Source organism: Ruegeria sp. BJ3 (genome assembly GCF_056535665.1).
The window spans coordinates 1-25,249 of the sequence record NZ_JBQFIT010000002.1; the positions used below are offsets into that span (position 1 = coordinate 1).

Annotated in this window: 22 protein-coding genes and 4 pseudogenes; 10 read left to right on the plus strand and 16 right to left on the minus strand. The window is 62.7% G+C overall.

The annotated features are described in order from the left end of the window. From ACR3EL_RS17455 to ACR3EL_RS17490, 8 genes and pseudogenes are all read right to left on the minus strand, one after another. The coding region (locus ACR3EL_RS17455) for an AsnC family transcriptional regulator (protein ID WP_480722471.1) at positions 1–519 on the minus strand (519 nt) is incomplete at its 3' end. Continuing rightward, a pseudogene (locus ACR3EL_RS17460) lies at positions 497–1,644 on the minus strand (cytochrome D1 domain-containing protein). The gene ACR3EL_RS17455 and the pseudogene ACR3EL_RS17460, both read right to left, overlap by 23 nt. Continuing rightward, positions 1,641–1,991, minus strand: coding sequence for a c-type cytochrome (locus ACR3EL_RS17465; RefSeq protein ID WP_170369467.1), 351 nt, complete (start codon positions 1,989–1,991; stop codon positions 1,641–1,643). The pseudogene ACR3EL_RS17460 and the gene ACR3EL_RS17465 overlap by 4 nt, the downstream one beginning before the upstream one ends. Continuing rightward, positions 1,984–2,745, minus strand: a complete 762-nt coding sequence (gene cobA, locus ACR3EL_RS17470) for a uroporphyrinogen-III C-methyltransferase (protein ID WP_170461611.1) — start codon at positions 2,743–2,745, stop codon at positions 1,984–1,986. Before cobA ends, ACR3EL_RS17465 begins: the two co-directional genes overlap by 8 nt. A gap of 302 nt (positions 2,746–3,047) precedes the next feature. Beyond that, positions 3,048–3,206 (minus strand): cupredoxin domain-containing protein, encoded by a 159-nt coding sequence (locus ACR3EL_RS17475; protein WP_480722472.1) that lies wholly within the window; start codon positions 3,204–3,206, stop codon positions 3,048–3,050. Positions 3,207–3,413: 207 nt separating this feature from the next. Then, a complete protein-coding gene (locus tag ACR3EL_RS17480; protein WP_170369460.1) occupies positions 3,414–5,201 on the minus strand; it encodes a NapC/NirT family cytochrome c in 1,788 nt (595 codons plus the stop codon). Between the two features lie 145 nt (positions 5,202–5,346). Then, positions 5,347–6,465, minus strand: a complete 1,119-nt coding sequence (locus ACR3EL_RS17485) for a cytochrome D1 domain-containing protein (protein WP_480722473.1) — start codon at positions 6,463–6,465, stop codon at positions 5,347–5,349. 19 nt (positions 6,466–6,484) lie between these two features. Beyond that, positions 6,485–7,021: a c-type cytochrome gene (locus ACR3EL_RS17490; protein ID WP_480722474.1), complete on the minus strand. Its 537-nt coding sequence runs from the start codon at positions 7,019–7,021 to the stop codon at positions 6,485–6,487. A 230-nt stretch (positions 7,022–7,251) separates the two neighbouring features. Between ACR3EL_RS17490 and ACR3EL_RS17495 the strand changes: the two genes are divergently transcribed. Then, positions 7,252–8,445, plus strand: coding sequence for an NnrS family protein (locus ACR3EL_RS17495; protein ID WP_480722475.1), 1,194 nt, complete (start codon positions 7,252–7,254; stop codon positions 8,443–8,445). A gap of 5 nt (positions 8,446–8,450) precedes the next feature. Here the strand turns inward: ACR3EL_RS17495 and ACR3EL_RS17500 are convergent, their stop codons facing one another. Next, the gene (locus ACR3EL_RS17500; protein ID WP_480722476.1) at positions 8,451–9,557 is read right to left on the minus strand and encodes a Hint domain-containing protein; all 1,107 of its coding nucleotides are present in this window, start codon (positions 9,555–9,557) and stop codon (positions 8,451–8,453) included. 243 nt (positions 9,558–9,800) lie between these two features. Here ACR3EL_RS17500 and ACR3EL_RS17505 point away from each other — a divergent pair, with 243 nt between their 5' ends. From ACR3EL_RS17505 to ACR3EL_RS17530, 6 genes are read left to right on the plus strand one after another with little or no spacing between them, the layout of a single operon-like run. Then, the gene (locus ACR3EL_RS17505; RefSeq protein ID WP_093963737.1) at positions 9,801–10,250 is read left to right on the plus strand and encodes a c-type cytochrome; all 450 of its coding nucleotides are present in this window, start codon (positions 9,801–9,803) and stop codon (positions 10,248–10,250) included. Between the two features lie 15 nt (positions 10,251–10,265). Further along, on the plus strand, positions 10,266–11,666 hold the full coding sequence (locus ACR3EL_RS17510; protein ID WP_170341777.1) for a cbb3-type cytochrome c oxidase subunit I: 1,401 nt from the start codon (positions 10,266–10,268) through the stop codon (positions 11,664–11,666). Beyond that, positions 11,663–12,478 (plus strand): CbbQ/NirQ/NorQ/GpvN family protein, encoded by an 816-nt coding sequence (locus tag ACR3EL_RS17515; protein WP_093963187.1) that lies wholly within the window; start codon positions 11,663–11,665, stop codon positions 12,476–12,478. The genes ACR3EL_RS17510 and ACR3EL_RS17515 overlap by 4 nt, the downstream gene beginning before the upstream one ends. Positions 12,479–12,486: 8 nt before the next feature. Then, positions 12,487–14,409 carry a nitric oxide reductase activation protein NorD gene (locus ACR3EL_RS17520; protein ID WP_170369452.1) on the plus strand — a complete coding sequence of 641 codons (1,923 nt, stop codon included), beginning with the start codon at positions 12,487–12,489 and terminating at the stop codon, positions 14,407–14,409. Next, the gene (locus tag ACR3EL_RS17525; RefSeq protein ID WP_170341781.1) at positions 14,406–14,954 is read left to right on the plus strand and encodes a cytochrome c oxidase subunit 3; all 549 of its coding nucleotides are present in this window, start codon (positions 14,406–14,408) and stop codon (positions 14,952–14,954) included. The genes ACR3EL_RS17520 and ACR3EL_RS17525 overlap by 4 nt, the downstream gene beginning before the upstream one ends. A gap of 4 nt (positions 14,955–14,958) precedes the next feature. After that, positions 14,959–15,234 (plus strand): cytochrome C oxidase subunit IV family protein, encoded by a 276-nt coding sequence (locus ACR3EL_RS17530; RefSeq protein WP_170341783.1) that lies wholly within the window; start codon positions 14,959–14,961, stop codon positions 15,232–15,234. A gap of 58 nt (positions 15,235–15,292) precedes the next feature. Here ACR3EL_RS17530 and hemA read toward each other — a convergent pair whose 3' ends face one another. Further along, positions 15,293–16,516 (minus strand): 5-aminolevulinate synthase, encoded by a 1,224-nt coding sequence (hemA, locus tag ACR3EL_RS17535; RefSeq protein ID WP_480722477.1) that lies wholly within the window; start codon positions 16,514–16,516, stop codon positions 15,293–15,295. 179 nt (positions 16,517–16,695) lie between these two features. Here hemA and ACR3EL_RS17540 point away from each other — a divergent pair, with 179 nt between their 5' ends. Then, the gene (locus ACR3EL_RS17540) at positions 16,696–17,397 is read left to right on the plus strand and encodes a Crp/Fnr family transcriptional regulator (RefSeq protein ID WP_093963736.1); all 702 of its coding nucleotides are present in this window, start codon (positions 16,696–16,698) and stop codon (positions 17,395–17,397) included. A 10-nt stretch (positions 17,398–17,407) separates the two neighbouring features. Here ACR3EL_RS17540 and ACR3EL_RS17545 read toward each other — a convergent pair whose 3' ends face one another. The 6 genes and pseudogenes from ACR3EL_RS17545 to ACR3EL_RS17570 form a co-directional block, all read right to left on the minus strand. Further along, positions 17,408–18,403, minus strand: a complete 996-nt coding sequence (locus ACR3EL_RS17545; protein WP_480722478.1) for an ABC transporter ATP-binding protein — start codon at positions 18,401–18,403, stop codon at positions 17,408–17,410. Between the two features lies 1 nt (position 18,404). After that, a pseudogene (locus tag ACR3EL_RS17550) lies at positions 18,405–19,432 on the minus strand (Gfo/Idh/MocA family protein). Between the two features lie 7 nt (positions 19,433–19,439). Beyond that, positions 19,440–20,267, minus strand: a pseudogene (locus tag ACR3EL_RS17555) (carbohydrate ABC transporter permease); the annotation flags it as partial. Between the two features lie 14 nt (positions 20,268–20,281). Further along, positions 20,282–21,195, minus strand: a pseudogene (locus ACR3EL_RS17560) (carbohydrate ABC transporter permease). A 68-nt stretch (positions 21,196–21,263) separates the two neighbouring features. Continuing rightward, positions 21,264–22,514, minus strand: coding sequence for an ABC transporter substrate-binding protein (locus ACR3EL_RS17565; RefSeq protein WP_170341178.1), 1,251 nt, complete (start codon positions 22,512–22,514; stop codon positions 21,264–21,266). Between the two features lie 32 nt (positions 22,515–22,546). After that, the gene (locus tag ACR3EL_RS17570; RefSeq protein WP_254432959.1) at positions 22,547–23,440 is read right to left on the minus strand and encodes an N-acetylmuramic acid 6-phosphate etherase; all 894 of its coding nucleotides are present in this window, start codon (positions 23,438–23,440) and stop codon (positions 22,547–22,549) included. A gap of 157 nt (positions 23,441–23,597) precedes the next feature. On the opposite strand from ACR3EL_RS17570, the gene ACR3EL_RS17575 reads away from it, so the two are divergent. Together ACR3EL_RS17575 and ACR3EL_RS17580 are read left to right on the plus strand one after the other, a co-directional pair. Beyond that, positions 23,598–24,485: a glucosamine kinase nucleotide-binding domain-containing protein gene (locus ACR3EL_RS17575; RefSeq protein WP_480722479.1), complete on the plus strand. Its 888-nt coding sequence runs from the start codon at positions 23,598–23,600 to the stop codon at positions 24,483–24,485. Then, positions 24,482–25,249: a GntR family transcriptional regulator gene (locus tag ACR3EL_RS17580; protein ID WP_480722480.1), complete on the plus strand. Its 768-nt coding sequence runs from the start codon at positions 24,482–24,484 to the stop codon at positions 25,247–25,249. Before ACR3EL_RS17575 ends, ACR3EL_RS17580 begins: the two co-directional genes overlap by 4 nt.

Here is a 25,249-nt window from a genome sequence, read left to right on the forward strand (position 1 = left end):
CCGGTCGACCGTACGCGGCCGAGGCACGCGGCGCGAACAATCGGACATGCGAAAACCCAGATCGACGTTGAACGGGCGGACCAGACGCAGATCCAGCACGCGCAGCCCGGTGCGGTCGCTGATCCGGGCCAGTGTGGCATCCACATGCGCCCGGTCGGGGCCGGTGGCCACGAACCACAGGTTCCAGTCATCCTCGCGCTGGTAATTGTGGTTCACGCCCGGTTCGGCGTCGATCAGGGCGGCGATCTGTTCCACCTTCTCCTCGGGCGCGGCGACGGCGGCCAGGGTGCTGGCCGAGGCCACGCCGGGCGCGACCGTCGCGCCGACGCGGGTGATGCGCCCGGCGGCGCGCATGCGGTCCAGGCGGTCGATCACTTCGGCCTCATCCAGCCCCAGCGCCGCGGCCAGCACTTGGAACGGCCGGTCGGTGACGGGAAAATCGCGCTGCCAGTCATCCAGCAGCCTTCGGTCGATCGGGTCGGTGATATGGCATCGCTTACAGCCCCGTTCTGTGCGCACGCGCGGTGAAGAAGATGCCCGAGGGCTGTCGGCCGGGATTTCCCGCAGCTTTTCAAAGCTGTGGGTGTCATAGACCATGATCTTGTTGGCATCGCGCACGCTGATCCAGACCTCGTGCCCACGCGGGGTGAACTCCATGTGCAGCACCGCCGGGCCGGGTTTGAACTCGTGGATGACCTGTTTGCTGACCGTGTCGATCACCTGGATCGTGTCGTTCAGCGGGTGGGCGAAGTTCACCCAGACCTGCCGGCCGTCGGGCCGCGCCATGGCAAAGACGGGCTGGCCATACGTCTGGGTGCGCCCGGTTTCCGTGAGTGTGTCGGCATCGACCCAGAGCACTTGGTGATGGCCGACGGCCGGCAATACGAATTCGGCGCCCGTATGCGCCCAGCCTTCCAGATGGGGCATCTTGTAGACGGGCATCTCTTGTTGGCCGCGCCCATAACCGGGCAGCACCCGGATCGGTTCGGGCGTGTCGTCCCACAAATCCAGAGCGGTCAGCCCGTCCTGCCCGAACAGGCCGGTGATGTAGGTGCGGCCATTGGCGGTGATCAGTGCGTCATAAGGATTTTTACCCATGTCGGTGATCTTGGTGATCTGAGGGTCGGTGCCGCGGGCGAAATCGGCGATCCAGGTCTCGCCCGTATCCCACATGGTGAACACGAAACGGCGGCCGGGTGCATCGACAAGGCCGATGGTCTTGCTGCCGGTAGGGATGTCGGCCACCAGATCCAGCGTGTCGGCGTCAAAGACGCGCACCCCGCCGGGTTCATAATTCGACACCGCCACCAGCTTGCCATCGTCAGAGATCGCCCCACCGATGGCGTTGCCGGCCTGTACGACGCGCTTGGCGATCTGACGGGTCACGATATCGACTTTGGTCAGCCCGCCGTCGCGCCCGAACACATAGGCAAAACGTTCATCCGGCGAATAGACCAGCGAGGCATGGGACAGATCGCCCAGCCCCTCGATCCGTGCCAGCGCGGCGCGGTCGGACTGATCGACCAGCAGGACCGAACCGGCGGCCCGCTCGATCACCAGCCCCAGGTCTCCGGTGGCGGTGGGTTCGGCATGGGCTGCGGTCATCAGCAGCGATGCCGCGAGGCCAAGGACAAACTGTTTCATTGCGCCTCCGGTTTCAGCAGATAACGGGTGATCCATTCGGCCTCTTCCTCGGTGATAAGGGGCCGCCAGGGCGGCATGGCCGTGTCGGGGATGCCGTCCAGGATTACGCCGGTCAGGATTTCGGGGTCATAGTGCTGCAGGTTTCCCGCACGCAGATCGGGGCCCAGCCCGCCTTTCAGGGTCAGTCCGTGGCAGGACCCGCAATCCTGATGCACCAAACGTTTCAACGCGTTGGGATCCAGCGTGTCGGCGGCAAAGGCCGAGGTGGCAACCAGCACGGCGGCGGTCAATACCGCGCGCCCGGACCAGTCCCGACGGGCCGGTTCAATGGGCAGAGTCCTAGCCATGAGCGTGCTCCAGCAACTCTGCAACGGGCCGTTCGGCATACAGCGACACGACCTTGCCGATAATGAACAGGGTGGGGGCGGCCAGACCGGCCGCGCGCACGTCGGCGGCGACACGGTCCAGACGCGAGACAAGGCGGCGCTCGTCCGGGGTGGTCGCCTTGCCGACGGCCAGGACGGGGGTCGATCCCGGCAGATTCTCGGTCATCAGGCCCATGGCGATCTGGCCGATATTGGCGACGCCCATGTAGATGACCAGGGTGGTGTCAGGGTCCGCCAGGCGCTTCCAGTCGAGGTCCAACACCTTGTCGGCCTGACGATGGCCGGTGACATATTGCACCGATGTGGCCAACCCGCGATGGGTCAGCGGCACGCCGGTCGAACAGCTTGCCCCCTGCGCCGCGGTGATGCCGGGCGCGTATTCCACGGCGATGCCATGGTCCGTCAGAAACGCCGCCTCTTCCGAACCGCGGCCAAAGATCATCGGATCGCCCCCCTTGAGGCGGGCAACTATGTGGCCCGCGCGGGCCTGTTCCAGCAGGATCTGGTTGATCCGGTCCTGGGGCACGGTATGGCATTTGGGCGCCTTGCCCACGGGGATAAGCCGCGCGCCGGGGGCGTGCATGGCCAGGATCTCGTCCGAGACCAGGCGGTCGTAGACCACCACATCCGCCTCGCGCAGCATCCGCAGGGCGCGCAGGGTCATCAACTCGGGGTCTCCGGGTCCGGCGCCGATCAGAAAAACCTTACCGCTCATGGTGCAATCTCGCTTGGTCTGAATGTCATCGGGACCCGGGTGTTCCGGTCGGTTCCGAGCGCGGACAGAGCGGCGGATCGGGACGTTGCTGGGGTGGCCGGGCGTGTCATGGCCGCAGACTGGCGCATTCGCAAAGGGGCCTCCTTGACATAAGTTAAGGAGCGCGGGATTTGCGCCCGCGCTCCTGTTGTTTGCCTGTATGTCTGCCTGCGTTCAGGGTTCGACGGTGACCATACCGACCATGTTCTGGGTTTCCCAATGAGGGCCGCACAGATAGTCCTGCGGGCCGGGCTCAAGGAACGTCATATCGATCGTTTCCTCGGGGAAGATGCGGTCGGATCGGGCTGACTGCCATCTTTAAGCAGCACCGAATGGCTGGTGCGCTTGTCCACGTTGACCCAGCGAACCGTGGTGCCGGGCTTGACCGTGATCCGGGCCGGGCAGAAGTTGTACTTGTACATCAGCACCACCTCGGCATCCTGCGCTGCGTCAGAGGGTTCGCCGAAGAGTTCGACATAGCGCTCCTCGGCCTCGGCGCAGATCTGGTCGGTTTCATCGGCCAGGGCAGGGCCGCAACAAGGGCCAGGACTGCGGTCAGAAGGGGCTTGGTCGTCATGGTCGCATGTCTCCTCGGTTGGGAAAAGGGCCGGATCGCCGGCCCCTTTTCGTTACTGTTTGACCACGTTGATGTCGGCGCTGTCGTCATCCAGCGCGAGGCTGGTGTTCAGCGTGACGTGGTGGAACCGCGCCGCCGTATGGTCATCGTGGATGGCAAAGCCCACCGTGTAGGTCTTGCCCGGCTCCAGCGGGACGTCGCCCGGCGCGCCCGAGTTCAGCGGACGTGAGAACACCACCGTCCACATGCCGCCCGACAGGCTGGCCGAGGCCGAGATCTCGCCATCATTGACCACGCGCTGTTCCAGCAGATAGCCGTTGGTGGCGCTGCCGTCGGCATAGACGCGCATCAGGTCAAGGAAAGTGCCGTCCTGCAGGTACTGCGCGATCTGCTCTTCGGCCTGCAGCTTGTCCCAGCCGCCCAGCGGCTTGCCGCGCCGGCCTTTGACTTCGACCTCGGTGCGGCTTTCGCTGATGTACTTGGTGACGGTGTCCTTGGCCGTCAGGCGTCCAGCCACGTCCGGGTTGGCGGCGATGGTTTCGACATCGGGCGCAAAGGGCATATAGGTGTTGTCGGCGTGGCACGAGGCCCAGCACCCCACCTGTTCGCCCAGCTCGATCCCGGTACCGGTGATCATCATGGCGACCTTGATCGGGTTGTCCGGGTCCATCTTGCCGCCGTCGACGAAGGGCACGGGATTGTGACCCGCATCCGCCCATTGCAACCGGATATACAGGTTTTCGTCGTCATGCGCGGCCTGAACCGTGGCGTCGATCACCCCGCGCTTGCCGGGGATCGGGGTCGGTTCGAGATCACCGCCGGCGACAATCTTGTTGCCGATCGCGTCCAGTTCCTTGGCGTGGCAGGTCGAGCACTGGTCGCCACCCTTGGTCAGCGGGCGTGCGCCGCCGTGGGTCTTGCCGTTCTGTACCCATTCGAACGAAGCCTGTCCCGGATAGAACAGTTTCAGATCGGTGCTGGCCACGGCGTTCCAGTCGATGTTGCCGCCCACGTCGCTACCGCCCGCGGCCGCGGCGTCGGTTGCGGTGCCATCGGCCTTGGCGCGCTCCTCGGCCACAGCCGCGTCGACCGCGGCGGCGATCTGTGCCTGCACAGCCTCCTGCTGGGCCTTGCGGGCGGCTTTCTCGGCCTCGGCTTCGGCGGCCTCCTTGGCTTCGATCCGTTCCAGGCTGGCCAGGTATTCCGGCGGGATCGGACGGGCGAAGGCCGGGTTCGGGGCTTCGAGCTCTTCCAGGAAATCTTCGGGTGCGCGGTCACGGATGTTCGAGTGTGCGATACCCTTGTGGCAGTCGATGCAGGTCTGGCCGACCTCCATCGCGTTCAGGTGCTGCTGCCGGGCGCGGGGCTTCTGGAACTCGGGCATCATCGACTCGAAATCGTGGCAGTTGCGGCACTCGCGCGAGTCGGTCTTTTTCATCCGCTGCCATTCGTTCATGGCCAGATGGATGCGCTTGGCCTCAAACTTCTCGGGCGTGCTGATCGAGCCGACCATCTTGCCGTACAGCTCTCTCGACGCTTTGATCTTGCGGATGATCTTGTGGGTCCAGTCCTTGGGCACGTGGCAGTCCGAACAGACCGCGCCCACGCCCGAGCGGTTCACGTCATGGATCGTGCCCTTGTACTCGGTATAGATGTAGTCGCGCATCTCATGGCACGAGACACAGAATTTCTCGGTGTTGGTGGCTTCCATGGCGGTGTTGAACCCGCCCCAGAAGATGATGCCGGCGACAAAGGCGGCGGCGATGCCGGCCACGGGCATTCCCCACAGGAAATACCGGCGCCAGATCGGTTTTTTCTTTTCCGGTTCGGACTGGGTCATGTCCAGGCTCCGTTTTGGCTGTCTTGTCTGGCCTTGGGTGTCAGGCCGGTGAAATTGGCTGAGGTTTCACCGGGCCAGAGCGGCCCCGCGAACGTGGAAAGGGCGGGCGAGGGGCCCGCCCTTTCCTGTGTTTGGTCCGAACCCGTCAGGTGACGTGGTTCGAGCGGTTGTAGACGTTGAACTTGCCGGTCGGCGCATAGAGCCCGTCGATGCGGCCGATCTCTTCCAGCGTCTTGGCGTCGAAGATCACGATCTGACCGTTGGGCTCCTTGGAGTCCGACAGGTTCCACTTGGAGACCCAGACCTCGGTGCCGTCGGCATTGAATTCAAAGTGAACGGCGGCACTGCCTTCGTCTTCGGTGATCTGGATGGTTTTCACGATCTCGCCGGTCTCTTTCGAGATGACCTGCACCGACTGCTGGATTTCCGGCTCGGGGTGTTTGGTCTGGTCAGCCCAGATGTAGTCCGAGTTCGGGTGGGTGCGGACAAACAGGCCGGGGCCGTCCGTCTCCACTTCGTAGCAGACCTTCCAAGCCTGATCCGGGTGGCCTTCGGGGTCGTTGCCCCAAACGGTCACGGTACCCACACCCAGGTGGGTCGTACCGGCGACGGGTCCACAGTTCGGATCGACCCAGTTTGCGCCCGGTCCGGGGTGCGGCAAGGCAGCGGTGTCGATCATCGCTTCCAGCTTGTGGGTTTCGGTATCGACGACCACCATTTTGTTCGACGCGTTCGCGGCGATCTGGAAATAGCGGCCTGTCGGGTCAAAGAACCCGTCATGCAGGAACTTGGCGCTGTCGATCTTATCGATGCGCAGGTTGTCGAGGTCTGTGTAATCGACCTGCCACAACTGGCCCAGTTCTTTCACGGCGACGATCCAAGTGGGTTCGTTCGGTGTCGTGTAGATCGCGGCCACGCGGCTCTCTTCGACATAGTCGCCGTCCACGTTCACGCCGCGGGTCGAAACGACCTTGAGCGGTTCCATGGTTTTGGCGTCAACGATCGCGAAGTGCGGCGGCCAGTAACCACCACCGATGACGTATTTGCCATCGCCGGAAACTGCGACGTCGCGGGCGTCATAGGCGATCTTGACCTCCGAGACCAACATCTTGTCCGGCGTCTGCCAGAGGTCGATCTTGGTCATCTTGCCGTCGCGACCCATGGTGTACCAGAAACGGCCCGGGTGTTCCGGTTCGGTCAGGTTGTGGTGTTCGGACGCTTTCAGAACGTGCACGGCATAGCCGGTGGGGATGTGGGTCAGCACCTCTTGGTGTCGCCGTCGATTACGGCAACCTTGCCCACGTCACGTTCGATGACGACGAAGAAGTTCTCCAGTTGCGACCGTGCAGCGGCTCGGTCGGATAGTCTGCCTCTTCGACATAGACCTTGCGGGTCGCCTTCATCTGTTCCAGCGACATTTCCGGCGGCTTGGGCGCGTCCATCATGATGTAGGTCGCCATGTCGCGAATCTGCTCCTCGGTCATGATGTCCGAGAAGTTGTTCATGCCGCCTTCGGTGCCCCACGCGATGATCTTTTCAAGGCGCTCCTGGCCCAGTTGCAGGGTGCCGCCTTCGGTCACGGTGCCGTCGGCTGCGGTTTTCTTCCAGTGCGGCTCGAGGTTCTTGCCGGTGGCGCCCTTGCGCAGCACGCCGTGGCAACCGGCACATTGTTCGAAGTAGAGCTGTTTCGAAGCCTCGAAGGCCTCGTCGCTCAGGGTTGGCTCTTCGGCGAATGTCGGAGCAGCGACGCTGCCCAACAACATGGCCAGACCGACCCTGAAGGCGCGGCCGGTGGTGTAATGGCTGATTCCAAGTGACATGATCACTCTCCGTTTGCTGGTGAGGCAGGCCGGACACTGCGCCGGGACGGCGTCTTCTCCTTGACGAAAGTCAACGGAGGGGGTGTTCAGACGGAAATGGGGCCGAAAAAGCCATGAAAATAAGTGCTTTTGGGGTCATGTTTTCGCCGACGCTTGATTTTGGTTAAGGGGGGCGGGCCCGGCGGTTGCTAGTGCTTGGCCATCGAACAGTTTGGCCAAGGAGAGCAGGCATGCCATCGGCAATCACGCGCGTTATGGGTGAGGGGTTCCGGGTCTTTTTTCTGTTTGCAGGTCTTTACGGCGTGTTTGCCGGTTTGGCCTGGGGAGGGTGGCTGGCAACGCTGGCCGGGGTCGAAATGTGGACCGAGGCGCCCTATGCCATGAGCCCGCCGATGTGGCACGCGCACGAGATGGTTTTCGGCTATGCCAGTGCCGCACTGGGCGGGTTCTTTCTGACCGCCGTCCCCAACTGGACCGGCGCCCCCGAGGCGCGGCGCTTGTTTATTGCCGCTGCAGCGGCGCTGTGGTTGGTCGGGCGCGTGGCACTGTGGTTCTCGGGTGCGATCGACCCGGTGATTGTCGCGGTGCTCGACCTCGCCTTCGTGCCGGTTCTTGCCGCCAAGATCGCCACCCAGTTGATCCGGCGACCAAAACCGCAGAATATGATCTTTCTTCTGTTGCTGGCCTACATCTGGGTCTCAAACCTGTTGACCCATCTGGACTGGATCGGTGTGACAGCCGGAACCCTGGATGTCGGTCTGCGCACAGGTTTGCTGGCCTTGTGTTCCATGATCGCCATTCTGGGTGGTCGGATCACTCCGGCCTTTACGCGCAACGCAATGAAGCGCGCAGGCGTGCCCGAAGCTGAGTGGCCTGTCAGTCGCGATTGGATGGAAAAAAGCAATATGGTCTTGGCCCTGCTGCTGCCCGCTGCGATGCTGATCTTCGGGGCCGGGTACGCAGTCGCGATAATGGCACTGGTCCTCGGAGTGATACAGGGCTTGCGCCTGTCAGGTTGGCGGGGGGCTTGGGCGCTCCGGCAGCCGATCCTGTTTGCGCTGCATCTGGCCCTGGGGATGCTGGGCCTTGGCTTGGTTCTGTGGGGAATGAGCCTGTTGGGCCTCGGCAGCGAACTCGGTGCGCTGCATGTGTTGGGCATCGGCTGTGTGGGCGGGATGACCCTGGCGGTCATGAGCCGCGCTGCGCTTGGCCATAGCGGCAGGGCGCTGGTCGCCCCCGCTCCGGTGGTCGTCGCCTACGGAGCGATGGCTTTGGCTGCGATCTTGCGCTGGATTGGGTCCGGGTTGGACGCGCAATTTCTGACCACCATGCTGGTCGCCGACGGGCTGTGGATCAGCGCGATGGCGCTGTATGTGGTGGCGATGTGGCCGGCCTTGGTGGGTCCGCGTGCAGTACCGTCCTGAGAGGCTCAGGCCCGGTCGATCAATGGTCGCGCGTTTTTGACATGCCGATGGATCATGTGCCGCGCACGCTTGCCGGTTTCGGGAATGGGCCGAGCGGCGATCGGGACATGATCCGGGTCGTCAAGTTCGGGGAATATCTCGAAGATCTCGTCTCGGGCATCGCAGCCAATGCTTTTGAGAGCCTCGGGCCCGGTGTACAGGCTTTCCGACGGAGCCCCCTCGGCGGTCACGATTTCATGGCGGTCGAACAGAATGTGGTAGTACGTCACGCTGCTGGCAGTTTCATCGACATGAACGCCGGGAACGCCGACCAGCTTATGGGCGGGGATCAGCACTTCTTGGGCGTCGAACATGCGCACGGCAATCGCCGAGCGGACCAGCATCCGGTGCTGCGGAGAGACCCGCAGATCGCGCCGCGGTAGACCCGCCCCCAGCGCACCCGCAGACACGCAGACCGGCCGCAGCCGTGGCTTGGCTCGCAGCTCGGCCGACGTCAAGGTGCGCGAGCCGATCCAGCGAATCGGTTGCGGGCCGTGATCGAGCGTCAGAACCAGGTCGCCTTCCGCCAGATCTTCTATCGCCTTGGCGCCGGTGGGCGTATCGATCAGCGTACCGGCGGTAAAGCAGGGCACGTCGACGATCGCTGTAGGATCGGTGGTGTCCGGCGCGTTCGACGGGGTCACATTCGAACGAATGAAGGAATAGGCGGTACCGGGTACCAAAGGTTCGGACGTGATGTATCCTACAAGACTTCCTTCAACCTCGACCCGAAAAACATCGATCGTACCGCCGCCCGGTTTGGTCAGGGCGTAGGATTCTTCCAGATAGATAGCGCCGGAATCAAAGGTGGTTGATCCGTCAAGACTGGTGACAATGCCTGTCTGTGTCAGGTCATCGCCGACTTCGTTGTTGAAACGGTCGCCGTTAAAATCAGTTCCATTGTCCGGGTCCCCGTTCACGAGCGTTCCACCGGCCGCATCGGTTACGTCAAATACCCGGCGATCGGTGTTCGGATCGTAGCCTGAACTCAGAGTGATGGTCCCGGAGTTAAACCCGGTAAAACTAAGTGAAATCACCCCCGGCGCGTAGCCGATATAGGAATAGTTCGCCATCTTTTACTCGTTCACTCACTCATTCAAAGACACTGGAACCGCACAACACAGACCCGGCAACTCCATCTGACTTGGCACCCTGATAGACGCGGTTCAAGGCGATTTCGGGGCATTTCACGCTTATTTTAAGGGAATGTAGCCTATTGGCCGCGTGCGGGGCAGAGTCTTGACTTTCGTTAAGGCGGCAAACCGCCCATCCCGCCATTGTCCCACTACCAGCAAAGCGGCGCAAAGGAGAGCGCAATGCGAGAAGTCATGACCAAGAGCATGGCCCGCAACATATTCTATGGCGGGTCACTGTTCTTCATCTTAATCTTTCTGGCCCTGTCGGCCCACTCACACCTCTACATCGTCAATTCGCCGAACTCGGCGAAGCTGGATGAAAGCGTGATCCGGGGCAAGCATGTCTGGGAAAAACACGCCTGCATCAACTGCCACTCGATCATGGGTGAGGGTGCCTATTTCGCCCCCGAGGTCGCCAACGTGATGACCCGCTGGGGCGTTCTGGACGACCCGGAATCGGCCTTTGAATCCCTCAAGGGCTGGATGGAGGCGCAACCCACCGGCATTCCCGGTCGCCGGCAGATGCCCCAATTCAACCTCAGCGACGAAGAGATCCGTGATCTGGCCAACTTCCTGATCTGGACGGACAATATCGACGCTCAGGACTGGCCCCCGAATGACGCGGGCTGAGAAGGGAACGGAGCAATGAAATACGAATCCCAAAAAGTGGCCTATGCCTATTTCGCATTCGCAATGGCCCTGTTCGCGATCCAGGTGATCGGCGGTCTGCTGGCCGGCTGGATCTATGTAGCCCCCAACTTTCTGAGCGAGCTTCTGCCGTTCAACATCGTGCGGATGCTGCACACCAACGCGCTGATCGTATGGCTGATCACCGGCTTTTTCGGCGCGGCCTATTTCCTGATCCCCGAAGAGGCCGAGCGCGAGATCCACTCGACCAAGCTGGCCTATATCCAGCTGGCGATCCTGATTCTGGGCACGCTGGGTGTGGTGCTGACCTATGTCTTCAACCTGTTCGAAGGCAACTGGCTGCTGGGCAAAGAGGGGCGCGAGTTCCTTGAGCAACCCAAATGGGTCAAGGCCGGCATCGTCGTGGCGGCGCTGATCTTCCTCTACAACGTGTCGTTGACCGTTCTTAAGGGCAAGAAGACCGCCATCACAAACATCCTGCTGCTGGGCCTGTGGGGTCTGGCTCTGCTGTTCCTGTTCGCCTTCTACAACCCGGGCAACCTGTCGCTGGACAAGCAGTACTGGTGGTATGTCGTCCACCTGTGGGTCGAAGGCGTGTGGGAGCTGATCATGGCCTCGATCCTGGCCTACCTGATGCTCAAGCTGACCGGTGTTGACCGCGAAGTGGTCGAGAAATGGCTTTATGTCATCGTCGCCGCCGCGCTGTTCTCGGGCATTCTGGGTACCGGGCACCACTATTACTGGATCGGTACGCCGGGCTACTGGCAGTGGATCGGGTCGATCTTCTCGAGCCTCGAGGTAATCCCGTTCTTCGCGATGATGGCCTTTGCCTTCGTCATGGTCTGGAAAGGCCGTCGGGACCATCCCAACAAGGCCGCACTGCTGTGGTCGCTGGGCTGTGCCACGCTGGCCTTTTTCGGCGCCGGTGTCTGGGGCTTCCTGCACACGTTGCACGGGGTGAACTATTACACCCACGGCACGCAGATCACCGCGGCTCACGGGCACCTGGCCTTCTACGGCGCCTATGTCTGCCTCAACCTGGCGATCTTCACCTATGCGATGCCGATCCTGAAAAACCGGGATCCGTACAACCAGGTGCTGAACATGGCCTCGTTCTGGCTGATGACCAGCGGCATGGTCTTCATGACCTTCGTGCTGACCTTCGCCGGTACCGTCCAGACGCACATGCAGCGCGTGGTGGGTGACTACTACATGGATGTGCAGGATCAGATCGCGATCTTCTACTGGATGCGCTTCGGCTCCGGTCTGGTCGCGGTCATCGGTGCGCTGCTGTTCATCTACTCGATCTGGGTTCCGCGCAAAGAGATCGTCGAACCAGGACCGGTCGAACGCGAGCGTCTGGAAAGCGATCCTGACCATGTGGCAGCGGAGTCATGAACATGGATGGATCGATGCAACTGGGAAAGGGGGCGGCAGACGCCCCCTTCTACCTGCCCCAAGGCGATGAATGCGACGTGTTCGCCGCCGCCTATACCAACAAGCTGCCGGTCCTGCTGAAAGGGCCGACAGGTTGCGGCAAGACCCGCTTCGTGGCCCATATGGCCGCCAGCCTTGGCCGGCCGCTCTATACCGTGGCCTGCCACGACGACCTGGCCGCCGCCGACCTGATCGGGCGTTACCTGCTGAAGGGCGGCGAGACGGTCTGGGTCGATGGTCCCTTGACCCGCGCGGTGCGGGAAGGCGCGATCTGTTACCTTGACGAGGTGGTCGAGGCGCGCAAGGACGTGACCGTGGTGTTGCACCCGCTGACCGACGATCGTCGCATCCTGCCGATCGACCGCACCGGAGAAGAGCTTGAGGCCGCGCCCGGCTTCATGCTGGTGGCGTCCTACAACCCCGGCTATCAGAACATTCTGAAAACCCTCAAACCCTCGACCCGGCAGCGGTTCATCTCGCTGGAATTCGACTTTCCCTCGCCTCAGATGGAGGCCGAGGTGGTCGCGCAGGAAAGCGGACTGCCGCTGGAACGCTGTAAGCCGCTGGTGCGGCTGGCGGGAAAACTGCGCGGGCTCAAGGGTCAGGACCTCGAGGAAGGCGTATCCACCCGCCTGGTCGTCTATGCCGCGACGCTGATCGCGCAGGGCATGTCCACCGACCGCGCCATCCTTGCCGCCATGATCGAACCTCTGACCGATGATGAGGATATCAAACGCGGGCTCCTCGATCTTGTCACCGCCGTCTTTGGGTGAGGCCGGCGATGGTCAGGATCGACTTTGAGCCATGGGAACCCGAAGAAACGATCGGGAAACTGTGGCACACCCTTGCCAGCCGCCTTGATGCACCAGAGGTGCACGAAGGAGCCGCGGTCGACCTGTCGCAGGTCGCGGGGCGGCTGGCCGTTCTTTTCCGGGGGCTGGGCGGCAGTCCGGGCGTCGAGCTGCGTCCGGTTTCGCCTGAGCTCTCGCGCCACCGGCTGAGCTGGCGGCGCAAGCTGGCCACCGAGGCCGAGCTGATCCCGCGCGCCAGTTTCGACGGCGAGGTCCTGCGCCTGCCCGATCGGCTGGCCGTATTTCCCGCGCGCGAAGCCAATGGCGCGCTTTATGTCTGGCTGGCGGCGGTGGCCGCCCATGCCGGAACCCGCATCGACGAGGACGATCCCCTGCGCGCCGATCTGCGCGCCCTGCAGGCGGCCGGCGCGATGGTCGCCGCAACGCTCGAAGACGCGCCGGGCCTGCGCCCGCTTTACGCCGAGCTGTGCAAGGGCTTGCTGTATCAGCGCGACCTGCCCGGCCTGCCCCCGGCCGAGGCCGCCGTCGAAGACCTGATCCGCCGGATGCTGGGCGACCCAGCGCCCCTGTCCGCCCGCGCCCAGGCCTACGACGCCCTGGGCGATGACGTGGCCGCCCCGCGCGGGTACCAGCCGTTCCGCCCGGTGCCCCTGTGGCCCGAGCTGCGCGCGGTCGCCTTTTCCGAACACACCGAGGTCGAAAGCCGCGACACCGACGGCCCACCCGAGGAATCGGGCGAAAAGACCCACCGCGCCCGTCGCCGCAAATCCGACCAGGCCGAGCGGCAGGACAGCCTGATCCTGCACAAGTTCGAGGCGATCCTCAGCTGGGCCGAGTTCCTCAACCTCAACCGCCGGGTCGACGATGACGATCCCGACAACGCCAAGAAGGCCGCCGACGACCAGGATGAGATCGGGTTGGGCCAGATCTCGAAGGCCCCGCCGACCCGGCTGAAACTGCATCTGGATCTCGCGCCCGAGGACGTGAACCGCGAGCGCCTGTCGGGGCGTGTGCTGTACCCGGAATGGGATGTGCGCACGGGGCAGTATCTGCCCGATCACGTCAACGTTCTGACCTCGGAAGCCGAGATCCGCGAGGATGCCGCCGAGTTCGGCAAGGACCCGGCCACCGCTCGCCGGATCCGCGCCGTCAAGCGCCAGTTCGAGGCGCTGCGTCCGGGCCGGGTGATGACCCGCGGCCATCTGGACGGCGACCAGCTGGATATCGAGGCCGCCGTGCGCAGCGCCGTGGACCGCCACGCCAATGGCGAGGGCAACGAGCGCGTCTGGATGCAATCCCGCCCCGAGGCGCGCGACCTGGCGGTGTCGATCCTGCTGGATGTCAGCCGCTCGACCGAAAGCGCGGTCGCGGGGCGTGCGGTGATTGACATCGAACGCGAGGCGCTGGCGGCGCTGGCCTGGGGTCTGAACGCCTGCGGCGACGATTTCGCCATCCACGCCTTCAGTTCACTGAAACGCCAGCGGGTCTATGTGCAGCGCTGCAAAAAGTTTAATGAGCCCATGACCGCCACCGTGGAACAGCGTATCGCGTCGCTGCGGCCGGGCCATTACACGCGGCTGGGGGCGGCGATCCGTCATGTCTCGGCCGATCTGGCGGCGCAGGCGCGCAAGCGCCGGCTGCTGCTGGTGATCACCGATGGCAAGCCCAATGATCTGGACCACTACGAGGGCCGCCACGGCATCGAAGACACCTGCATGGCCGTGCGCGAGGCGCGCCGGGCGGGGCAGTCGGTCTTTGGCGTCACCATCGACAAGACCGGCAAAAGCTGGTTCCCGCGCATGTTCGGGCAGGGCGGGTTCGCGGTGATCCCCGACCCCAACCGCCTGACCATGGCGCTGCCGCAGATCTATCGCCAACTGGTCGGCGCATGAGCGATGCGTCCCTGATCGACGAGCTGCCCGGCGAATTGCTGATGTGGGTTCTGATCGTTTCGGAACTGTTGGTGTTCGGGGCCGGGCTGACCGCCTTCATGGGCGTCCGCCTGACCGACCCGGCAGGCTTTGCCGAGGCGCAAGCCCATCTCTACCGCACCGGGGCCGCGCTCAATACGGGGGTTCTGGTCACCTCGGGCTTTCTGGTGGCGCGGGCCCTGCGCTGGCGACAGGCGGCACGCCGCGGCGCCGCAAGGCTGGCCCTGATCGGCGCGGCCCTGCTGGGTGTGGTATTCCTGATCATCAAGGGCGCGGAATATGGCGGCAAGGCCGCGCAGGGCATCAGCTACGAGACCCACCCGTTTTTCCTGTTCTACTACCTTCTCACCGGGTTTCACGCCGCGCATGTGCTGGCCGGGGTCGCCATTCTGCTGCTGGTCGCCTGGCGCGACGATCCCCGCAATATCGAGGCCGGCGGCCAGTTCTGGCACATGGTCGATCTGGTCTGGATCCTGCTGTTTCCGGTGATCTACCTGCTGGGGTGACGCGATGCCGAGTTTTTCCTTTGTCCGAGACACCCATGCGGATCGCCTGACCCGCGCCTGGGCCGGCCTGATCGCGCTCAGCCTGGTCTCGGCCCTGCTGACCCTCGTGCCCGTTGGGCCCCGGCTGGTCGGGGGCGGCATCCTGCTGCTGGCCTTGTTCAAGGCCCGCATCATCCTGGCGCGGTATCTCGACCTTGAATGCAGCCCGGCCTGGCTGCGGGGCTTCACGCTGGTGCTGAGCACCTTTGCGGCACTGATCTTCGCGCTCTATCTGGTCTGAGGCAAAAAGAACCGCCGCGCACAGGGGCACGGCGGCTTGCCAGTTCAGGGACAGAAATCTATTGCGCGGCCATCGGCATCCGGGCGATCTGGCACCGCTGCCACAGCGCCGAGAGCGCGCCGACCAGATGGTCGATATCGGCATCGGTATGCACGGGCGAAGGCGTGATGCGCAGCCGCTCGGTGCCCTTGGGGACGGTGGGATAGTTGATTGGCTGGATGTAGATGCCGAACTCTTCCAACAGCGTGTCCGAGATGAACTTGCACTTGACCGGGTCGCCCACCATCACCGGGATGATGTGGCTGGGGTTGGGCAGATGCGGGATGCCCTCGGCGTCGAGCCAGGCGCGAACCTGGGCCACGCGTTCCTTCTGCAGGTCGCGTTCCGCATTTGATTGTTTCAGATGCCGGATCGAGGCCGCAGCCCCGGCGGCGATCGCCGGCGGCAGGGCGGTGGTGAAGATGAAGCCGCTGGCAAAGCTGCGGACGAAATCGCACAGCGCGGCCGAAGCGGCGATATAGCCGCCCACAACACCGAACGCCTTGCCCAGCGTGCCCTCGATCACGGTCAGGCGGTCCATCAGACCCTCGCGTTCGGCGATGCCGCCGCCGCGCGGGCCGTAGAGGCCGACGGCATGGACCTCGTCCAGATAGGTCATGGCGCCGAATTCATCGGCCAGGTCGCAGATTTCCTTGATCGGCGCGATGTCGCCATCCATCGAATAGACCGATTCAAAGGCGATCATCTTGGGCGCCTCGGGGTCGGCGGCGGCCAGCTTGGCGCGCAGGTCGTCCAGATCGTTGTGCTTCCAGATCACCTTCTGCGCCCGCGAATGGCGGATGCCCTCGATCATCGAGGCATGGTTCAGCGCGTCCGAGAACACGATCAGGCCGGGGATCTTCGCCGCCAGCGTCCCCAGCGCGGCCCAGTTCGAGACGTAGCCGGAGGTGAACAGCAGCGCCGCCTCTTTCCCGTGCAGGTCGGCCAGTTCCTGCTCCAGCAGGACGTGGTCATGAGTGGTGCCGGAAATGTTGCGGGTACCGCCCGCACCGGCGCCGCAACGGTCCAGCGCGTCATGCATCGCCGCCAGCACCGAGGGGTGCTGGCCCATGCCCAGATAGTCGTTCGAACACCAGATGCGGACGTCCCGTGCCGCCGCGCCATCAGTCTGGCGGGCATTGGGAAAGGCGCCGCATTTGCGCTGCAGGTCGATGAAGACACGATAGTTGCCCTCGGCCTTCAGGTCGCTGAGGCTCTGGCTGAAGAAACGCTCGTAATCCATGTCTCGATCTCCCCGGAAAACTGGCTGCTGGACCGAAAACTAGGGGTGCGCGCGCGTCGGGAACATGACAATAGTCAAGCGACGCCGGGAAAAGGGTGGTGCGCGGCGCGCGGGTTTGGCATAGGCTGGCGCAGGGATGAATGGGCCGGTTATTCGGCCGGACAAAAGGGGATGCCTTCGTGGCGCATGAAGCACAAAAAGCCATTGCGCGGCAGTCGCTGCTGCTCAAAAGCCTGCCGGATCAGCATGTCGAAACCCTGCTGAGCCACGCGATCTGGCGTCAGTATGACCGTGGCGAGACGATCTTTGTTCAGGAAGAAAGCGCTCAGGCTGTGCATGTGGTGCTGGCCGGATGGGTCAAGCTGTTCCGCATGTCGCCCACCGGGGCTGAGGCCGTGGTCAGCGTCTTTACCCGCGGCGAAAGCTTTGGTGAGGCGGTGGCGCTGCGCAACGTGCCCTATCCGGTTTCGGCCGAGGCTGTCTCGGCCTGCGAGATCATGCACATTCCCAGCCCGGTGCTGATTTCCTTGATGAAGACCGATCCCGAAATCGGGATCTCGATCCTGGCTTCGACCTTCACCCATCTGCATTCGCTGGTGTCCCAGCTGGAACAGCTCAAGGCCCAGACCGGGGCGCAGCGGGTGGCCGAGTTCCTGCTGAACCTGTGTGACTGCGACGAAGGCGCCTGCGAAGTCGAGCTGCCTTATGACAAGATGCTGATCGCCGGGCGTTTGGGCATGAAACCCGAAAGCCTGAGCCGTGCGTTTTCGCGGCTCAAGGCGGTGGGGGTGAAGATCAACCGCAACCACGCGGAAATCTCGGATATTCCGCAGCTACGCGACTATGCCGACAGCGACCCGGCCGACAATTGGGGGCGCTGAACGCGCCCGATCAAAGCCGCAACCCGTCCTCTCCGAACGTCAGTGCATTGGCCGGATCATAGTCGATGCCGACCTGTGTCCCCGGGGACACCTGATGCTGACCAAAGGCCCGAACGGTAAAAGGCTTTTCGGTACCGATATCGACCAACACGTTGGTATCTGCGCCAAGGTTTTCCACGTGAACGACTGTGCCCGAAAGCGGACCCGACTGCCCAAGGCGAGCGTATTCAGGGCGAATGCCGATGAGTTGCCGGCCAGATCCACCGACCCGATCGGCGGGCACGAAATTCATCGCCGGAGACCCGATGAACTCGGCCACGAACCGGTTGGCGGGGTTGTTGTACAGCTCCATCGGGCTGCCGATCTGTTCGACTCGGCCGTCCCGCAACACGACGATCTTGTCCGCCAAAGTCATCGCCTCGGTCTGGTCGTGGGTCACGTAGATCATGCTGGCGTCGATCTGGCGGTGCAGGTTTGCGATTTCGACCCGGGTGTTCAGGCGCAACGCGGCATCCAGATTGGACAATGGCTCGTCAAAAAGGAAAAGCTTCGGGTTCCGCACGATCGCGCGGCCGATCGCGACGCGCTGGCGTTGACCGCCGGACAACTCTGCCGGGCGACGTTCAAGATAGGGATCCAGTGACAACATGCGGCTGGCTTCGGTGATGCGGCGCGCGATTTCGTCCTTGGGATGACCGGCCTGCTTCAAGCCCAGTTCCATGTTCCCCCGAACAGTCAGATGCGGATACAGCGCATAAGACTGGAACACCATTGCGATGCCGCGCTTGGCCGGTGGGACCTCGTTGACGGTCTGGCCATCGATTTCCACCGTTCCCGAGGTCGCCTCTTCAAGCCCCGCGATCACGCGCAACAGGGTGGACTTGCCGCAACCCGAGGGGCCAACAAAGACCACGAATTCGTTTTCCTCGACGGTCAGGTCGATGTTTTTCAGCACGTTTACCTGTCCGAAGGACTTGCACACATTGGTCAGTTTCAGGGCGGTCACGTCACGTCTCCTTCAGGTCGACCGGCTGGCCGGATCGAATGCTTTGGTCGGCGGCAAGGCAGATCCGCAGGGATTGCACCGCGTCATTCATGTGGCGGGTCAGGTCGATGTCCTGCGCGATGGCTCGCAGCATGTAGGCTTGTTCGGCGTCGCACAGTTCCTGGTGGCCGGGTTCGCCATCCATCTCGATCAGGGTGTCGCCGCTGGCTTTGTGCACAAGAATGCCGCCCACCTTCGTGTGGCCGTCCACATCATCGGATGCGCCCTTGTTGCCTTCGGTAATGGAAACCGCGCCATTGGGTGAAACGATGTCCTTCACGAAGAACGCCGTTTCGGACATCATAGGACCCCAACCGGCCTCGTACCAACCAACCGAGCCATCTTCGAACACCACTTGAACTGGCCGTAATTGTACATGTCGGGTGCGATTTCGTCCGACAGTCGCAGGCCCATGCCGTTGACCCGAACCGGCCGGGCATCGGTAATCTGGCACATGACGTCGACGTAATGCACACCGCAGTCCACGATGGGTGAGGTGGTTTGCATCAGCGCCTTGTGCGTCTCCCATGTCGGGCCGTCGGACTGCTGGTTCAGGTTCAGGCGAAAGACATAGGGGCCGCCCAGGTCACGCGCCTCGGATATCAACCGCATCCACGAGGGGTGATGCCGAAGGATGTAACCAACCACCAGCTTTCGGTTGGCGTCAGTGGCCTTCTCGACGACACGGCGTGCGTCTGCGACCGTGGTGGCCAGGGGTTTCTCGACAAATACATGCGCACCGGCGTCCATTGCGGCACAGGCATAGTCGGCATGGCTGTCGGAATAGGTGGCAATCACGGCCAGATCAGGGTTGGTGTCTGCAAGCGCCGTATGGAAATCGGTGAAGACCGGATACCCCTGCAAATCCGGGTGATCCACTGTCCCGGATCGGTTCACCAGACCCACGATCTGGGCGTCGGGATGGTGATGATGCGCCAGCGCATGGCTGAGGCCCATGTTGCCCAAACCTGCGATCAGAACCCGGATCATTTGACCGCCCCGAAGTGATCCCGCGGATCAGTTGCCGCGAGAAGATGACATACAGAACCATGACCGGCAGGATCGCCATGCTGAGTGCCGAAAGCACCGCGTTCCAGTCGGTGACGAACTGACCGATGAAGACCTGGCTACCGAGGGTCAGGGTCTTGGTCTCTTCGGCCGGGGCCAGGATCAGCGGGAACCACAGGTCGTTCCAGATCGGGATCATGTTGAACACCGCCACGGTCGCCATCGCCGGACGCACCAGCGGCAGAACAAGGCGGAAGAAGATGGTGTATTCGCTCAGCCCGTCGATGCGGCCTGCATTCTTGAGGTCGTCGCTGACTTGGCGCATGAACTCGGACAGGATGAATACGGCCAGCGGCAGGCCCTGTGCGGTGTAGACGAGGATCAGCGCCATCAGCGTGTTGACCAGCCCGGTCGCCACCATCATGTCCAGGATCGCAACCGTGCCGATGCGGATCGGAATCATGATACCCAATGCAAGGTACAGGCCCATCAGCGTGTTGCCCTTGAACCGGTATTCGCTGAGCGCAAAAGCCGCCATTGCGCCGAACAGCAGGATCAGGAACAGCGACACGACGGTGACAATCATCGAATTCTGGAAATACAGGAAGAAGTCGCCCTGTTTCATCACCGTCTGGTATCCGATCATCGAGAACGAGTCGGCATCGGGCAGGGCCAGCGGTTCACGGAAGATCGCCTTGCGCGACTTGAAGCTGTTGATCACGATCACGAAGACCGGAAACAGGGCGATCAGCGTATAGAGGATCAGCGCGCCATGCATGGCAGCGATGTTGAAGGGGTTTCTGCGGGCTTTGTTCATGCTCTTCGGGCCCCTCAGAACTGATACCGGCGGATGCGGGTCTGGATCAGGAACAGATAGATGCAGACCCCTGTCAGGATGATGGCGAACATGCCCGTTGCGATGGCCGATCCCATGTGCGGATCACCGAGTTGCAATTGGAACCCGAAGAAGGTCCGGTACATGAACGTGCCAAGGATGTCGGTCGAGAAATCCGGCCCCGCCAGAGCGCCCTGGGATGCGTAGATCAGATCGAACGCATTGAAATTGCCGACAAATGTCAGGATCGAGATGATGCCGATAGAAGGCAGGATCAGCGGCAGCTTGATCTTCCAGAAGGCGGACATGCCGGTGACGCCTTCGACTTCGGCAGCCTCGAGGATCTCTTCGGGGATCGACAGCAGGGCGGCATAGATCAACATCATCGGAATGCCCACGAACTGCCAGACCGAAATCAGGGCCAGCGTGGTCAGCGCGTATTCTTCTTTGCCGAGCCAAGGCGCGAACAGAGATTTGAGTCCCACCGCGGCCAGCATATCGGGGCGATGCCCCAGATCGGCGACAGGATCAGCTTCCAGGCGAAGCCAACGATCACGAAGGACAGGATCGTCGGGATGAAGATGGCCGATCGATAAAACGCAGCAAAGCGCAGGCGTGGGTGGCTGAGGATTGCCGCCAGTGCGATCCCGATCGGATTCTGCACCAGCATGTGAATGAAGAAGAACCAGAAATTGTTGCCCAGTGCGTTCCAGAACGCATCCGACCAAATCGGGTCGCCGAACAGGGTGCGGAAGTTGTCCAGGCCTACGAAAACACGGGCCTGATCGACCTCGGTGTACAGTGCCAGCCGCAGCGTGTTGAACAGCGGAAAGACCATGACGGCCGAGTAGACCAGCACTGCGGGTGCCAGAAACACCACGATGTGCCATTTGATCCGGCGATTGCCCATGTTGTTCCTCGAAAGCTCAGGGTGGCTCTGGCCGCCTGGCCAGAGCCGATTGTGTCACGATAGACGGGTTACTGGTGCGGGGCGTACCAGCTGGCCAACCCGTCCTGCAGGCGCTTGCCGGCGTCCTCTGGCGATTCCTCACCCTTGATCACCTGAGCCGATGCGTTCCAGGTCTCGTTCTCAAGGTTGGGCGTTCCACGCGACAGGATCTGATAGGTGGACCGGATGGTCGAGTTGCACTCGTTCCGCCAGCTGACGAATTCCTGTGCCAATGGGTCCTCCATCGCCACATCGAAGCTGGAGAGAGAGAAGAAGCCGGGCAGGGCGTTTGCATAGATCTGCGCGAATTCCTCGGACCCGACCCAGTTCAGGAAGGTGCGTGCCGCATCGGCGTTGGGCGACGCCGCGTTCAGACCAATGGCGATGTCGGTGTGATCCGAGATATAGCACTCGTCCCCGGCATTCTGGACTGGCGGCTTGAAAGCGCCCATCTCGAAATCGGCCAGGTTGTTGAAGCCGCTGATCTCCCAGCTGCCGGCCGGATAGATGGCGGCGCGGCCCAGCGTGAACAGGTTCTGGCTGTCGGGATAGGTCTGCGCTTCGAACCCGTCGCCCAGATAGGCACCCCATTTGGCCAGCTGGCGGTAGGGGGCGACCCACGGCTCGTCCGTCAGTTTCTGAGAACCTTCGATCAGGGCGAGGCGACCTTCTTCGCCCTTCCAATAGTTCGGCCCGATGTTGTTGTAACCCATGGTGGCCGCTTCCCACTGGTCATTGGTGCCCATGGCCATGGGGATATAGGTGCCGTCTTCCTTGATCTTGTCCAGAACAGCAAAGAACTCGGCTTCGGTTTCCGGAACCGACAGGCCCAACTCGTCGAACGCGTCCTTGTTGTAGATGAACCCATGGATCACCGAGGCCATCGGCACGCAGAAGGTGGCCGAGCCGTCATCGGTCTGCCACGCCGATTTGGCGACGTCCGAGAAGTTCGCCATGCCTTCAAGGTCCGAAAGATCGGCCAGCTTGCCCGCCTCGTACAGGCCAAGTGAGGTGTCGAAGGGGCGGCAGGTGATCAGGTCTCCGGCCGAACCGGCATCCAGCTTGGCGTTCAGGGCGGCATTGTACTCCGCCGGGGCCGATGGGGTGAACTTGATCTTGATGTCGGGATGCTTGGCCTCAAAGGCCGGGATGATCTTTTCCTGCCACAGGGCCAGGTCGTCGTTGCGCCAGCTTTCGATGGTCAGCGTGGTTTCGGCCATTGCCGCACCGGCCAGGGCCGATGACGCCAGCAGCACGGCGGTCAGTGTGGTTGTTCTCATGATGTATTCTCCCTTTTGGTCTTCTTCTTGGTTCAAATCTGGTCCAACGCAGGGCGCAGATGGCCGCCCGATGCCGTCAGCAGTTCACTGGCCTGCGCCGGTGTTGCGGCACCGGCGGCCAAAAGTACGGCAAGCTTCAGGTTGCCTTCGGCACGATCCAGGGCATCAGCGGCGTGCTGAGGCGTGGCGCCGGTTATGTTCCGGATGATTCCTTCTGCGCGCTGACGCAGCTTGGCATTGTCGGCCACCACGTTGACCATCATGCCGTCATGCACATGGCCCAACCTGACACCCATGAGGGTCGAGAGCATGTTGAGCGCCGCCTTTTGCGCGGTTGCGGCGCCCAGTCGGGTCGATCCGGCAATGACTTCGGGCGGGGTGTTCAGGCAAATTGCGCAATCGGCGTGCTCGAACAGCAAAGCGTCGGCGTTGTTGGCAATGCAGATGGTTTTGGCGCCGCGGGACCTTGCAATTCCGGCAAAGGTCAACGGGTAAGGCGTGGTGCCGCTGGCGGATATCGCGATCACCGTGTCCGTGGGGAGGAGGTCGGCGGCTGCGATTTCGGCAGTTCGGGTGTCATCTTCGGTGTGACCCGGCATCTCTGCCCCGGTCGGTATGCCGCCGGCCATGCAGATGGCGATCGACTCTGGAGACAGGCCGAATGTCCCCGGTATCTCCGCCCCATCGGCCAAGCCCATCAGCCCGGACGACCCGGCGGCGGCATAATAGAGCCGCCCCCCGGTGCGGATGGTTTCTGCCATCAATGCCGCACCTCTTGAGATATCCTGAAGGCATGCATCCAGCCCGTTCAGTGCGGCTTTCTGCGCATCCAGCAGCAGGCGCAGAACTTCGGCGTCCGGGCGCAGGTCCAGTCCCTCGGATTCGTCGCGCAGCATTTCGGTTTGCGGCAGCATGTGCGGCGTCATGTGATTCCCCTTTGGCATCGAAGATAATACCTATATAATACCTTTTGTCTACCATTCGTTTTAAATCGCGAAATATCGACCGATAAGCATGAAAAATCACGATCTCGGCACACAAGAGGTCTTTTTTTCAGACAAAAGGTATCGTAAAGGTATCTATATGGATGAGTCCCTCCAATATCTCATAGCAATTGACGGTGGCGGTACACGCTGCCGGTTTGCCATGGTCGGCCCCACCGGGCGGCATGATCTGATTCTGGGAAGCGCCAATGTCTATTCCGATCGTGCGGCGGCTATCTCAACGCTGAATGCCGGGCTGCGGGCTCTGGCCGAGCGTGCTGCGATGCCCGAAGCGGCTTTGACCGGGATTCCGATCTACGCAGGGCTGGCTGGCGTGACCGACGCGGACACCGGTGCTGAAATCGCACGGCACCTGCCATCGCGCATTGTGCAAGTCGAGGATGACCGTCGCTCGGCCGTGGTTGGGGCGTTGGGTCCGGTCGATGGATGTTTGATCGGGATCGGCACAGGATCGTTCCTGGCCCGGCAAAGTGATGGCGAAATCCGGTTGCTTGGCGGTTACGGGGCGCTCATCGGTGATGATGCGTCCGGATATTGGCTGGGAAAGCAGTTGCTGCGGCGGGTGTTGCTTGCAGCGGACGGAATAATCCCCGACAGCGCGCTGACGCGGTCCATACGCAGACGTTTTGACGATGACCCGATGCAGATCGTGCGATTTGCGGGGCAGGCGCGGCCGGCCGAAATCGCAGACTTCGCGCCCGAAATCATTGCGGCGGCTCAAAAAGGCGATGTGGTGGCCGTGGCCCTGATGCGCGAGGGCGCCGACTATGTCGCTGCAGGGCTTCAGGCCCTTGGTCGCGATGATGCCGAGCCGGTCTGTGCAGTGGGCGGTGTGGCATCGCATTACATCGCCTATCTTTCCGCCGAGGTGCAGAGCGCGGTGATCGAACCGGCGGGCACCGCCCTTGACGGGGCGCTGCAGCTCGCCGCACAGCTGGCCGAGCGCGCCAGATTGGGGGCAGCATGACCGCCGAAACGATCGAAACCTTCCTCAGGACCGGTGACTGGATGCAGCAGGCCGTGGGGCCTCGGTACGTTCGGCTGCGCAAGCGGATCGAAGAGGGCATCGAGAATGGTCTGCTGGCGGAAAGTGCACCGCTCCCGGCCGAACGCGAGATCGCAAACCTTACGGGCCTTTCCCGCGTCACCGTGCGCCGGGCGATGCAGGATCTGGTAGATCGGGGAATCGTCATTCAGCGCCAGGGCTCGGGCAGTTTTGTGGCCGACGGAACGCCTCGGGTCGAGCAATCCCTGTCACGGCTGACCTCGTTCACCGAGGACATGAACCGACGCGGTCTTGAATCCACAAGCGAGTGGCTTGAGCGCGGTGTTCACACTCCGTCGCCCGAGGAGGTGATGGCGCTGGCCCTGTCCTCGGGCGAAGCGGTCGCGCGCATCTCGCGCCTGCGTATGGCCAACGATCGGCCCATGGCGATCGAACGGGCCTCGCTGCCAATCGACATTCTGCCGCGCCCGCAGGAGGTCGAAGCCTCGTTGTACGAAGTCTTGGAGCGGGATGGAAACCGGCCCGTACGGGCGCTGCAGCGGATATCGGCGATCAATCTGGACAGCGCCGACGCAGGCTTGCTGGGGGTCGAACCCGGTGCGGCCGGGCTGCGCATCGTTCGAACATCATACCTGTCCAACCGGCGGGTCGTTGAATTCACTCGGTCGATCTATCGCGGCGACGCCTATGATTTTGTCGCCGAGTTGCGGTTGGCCAACAGCTAG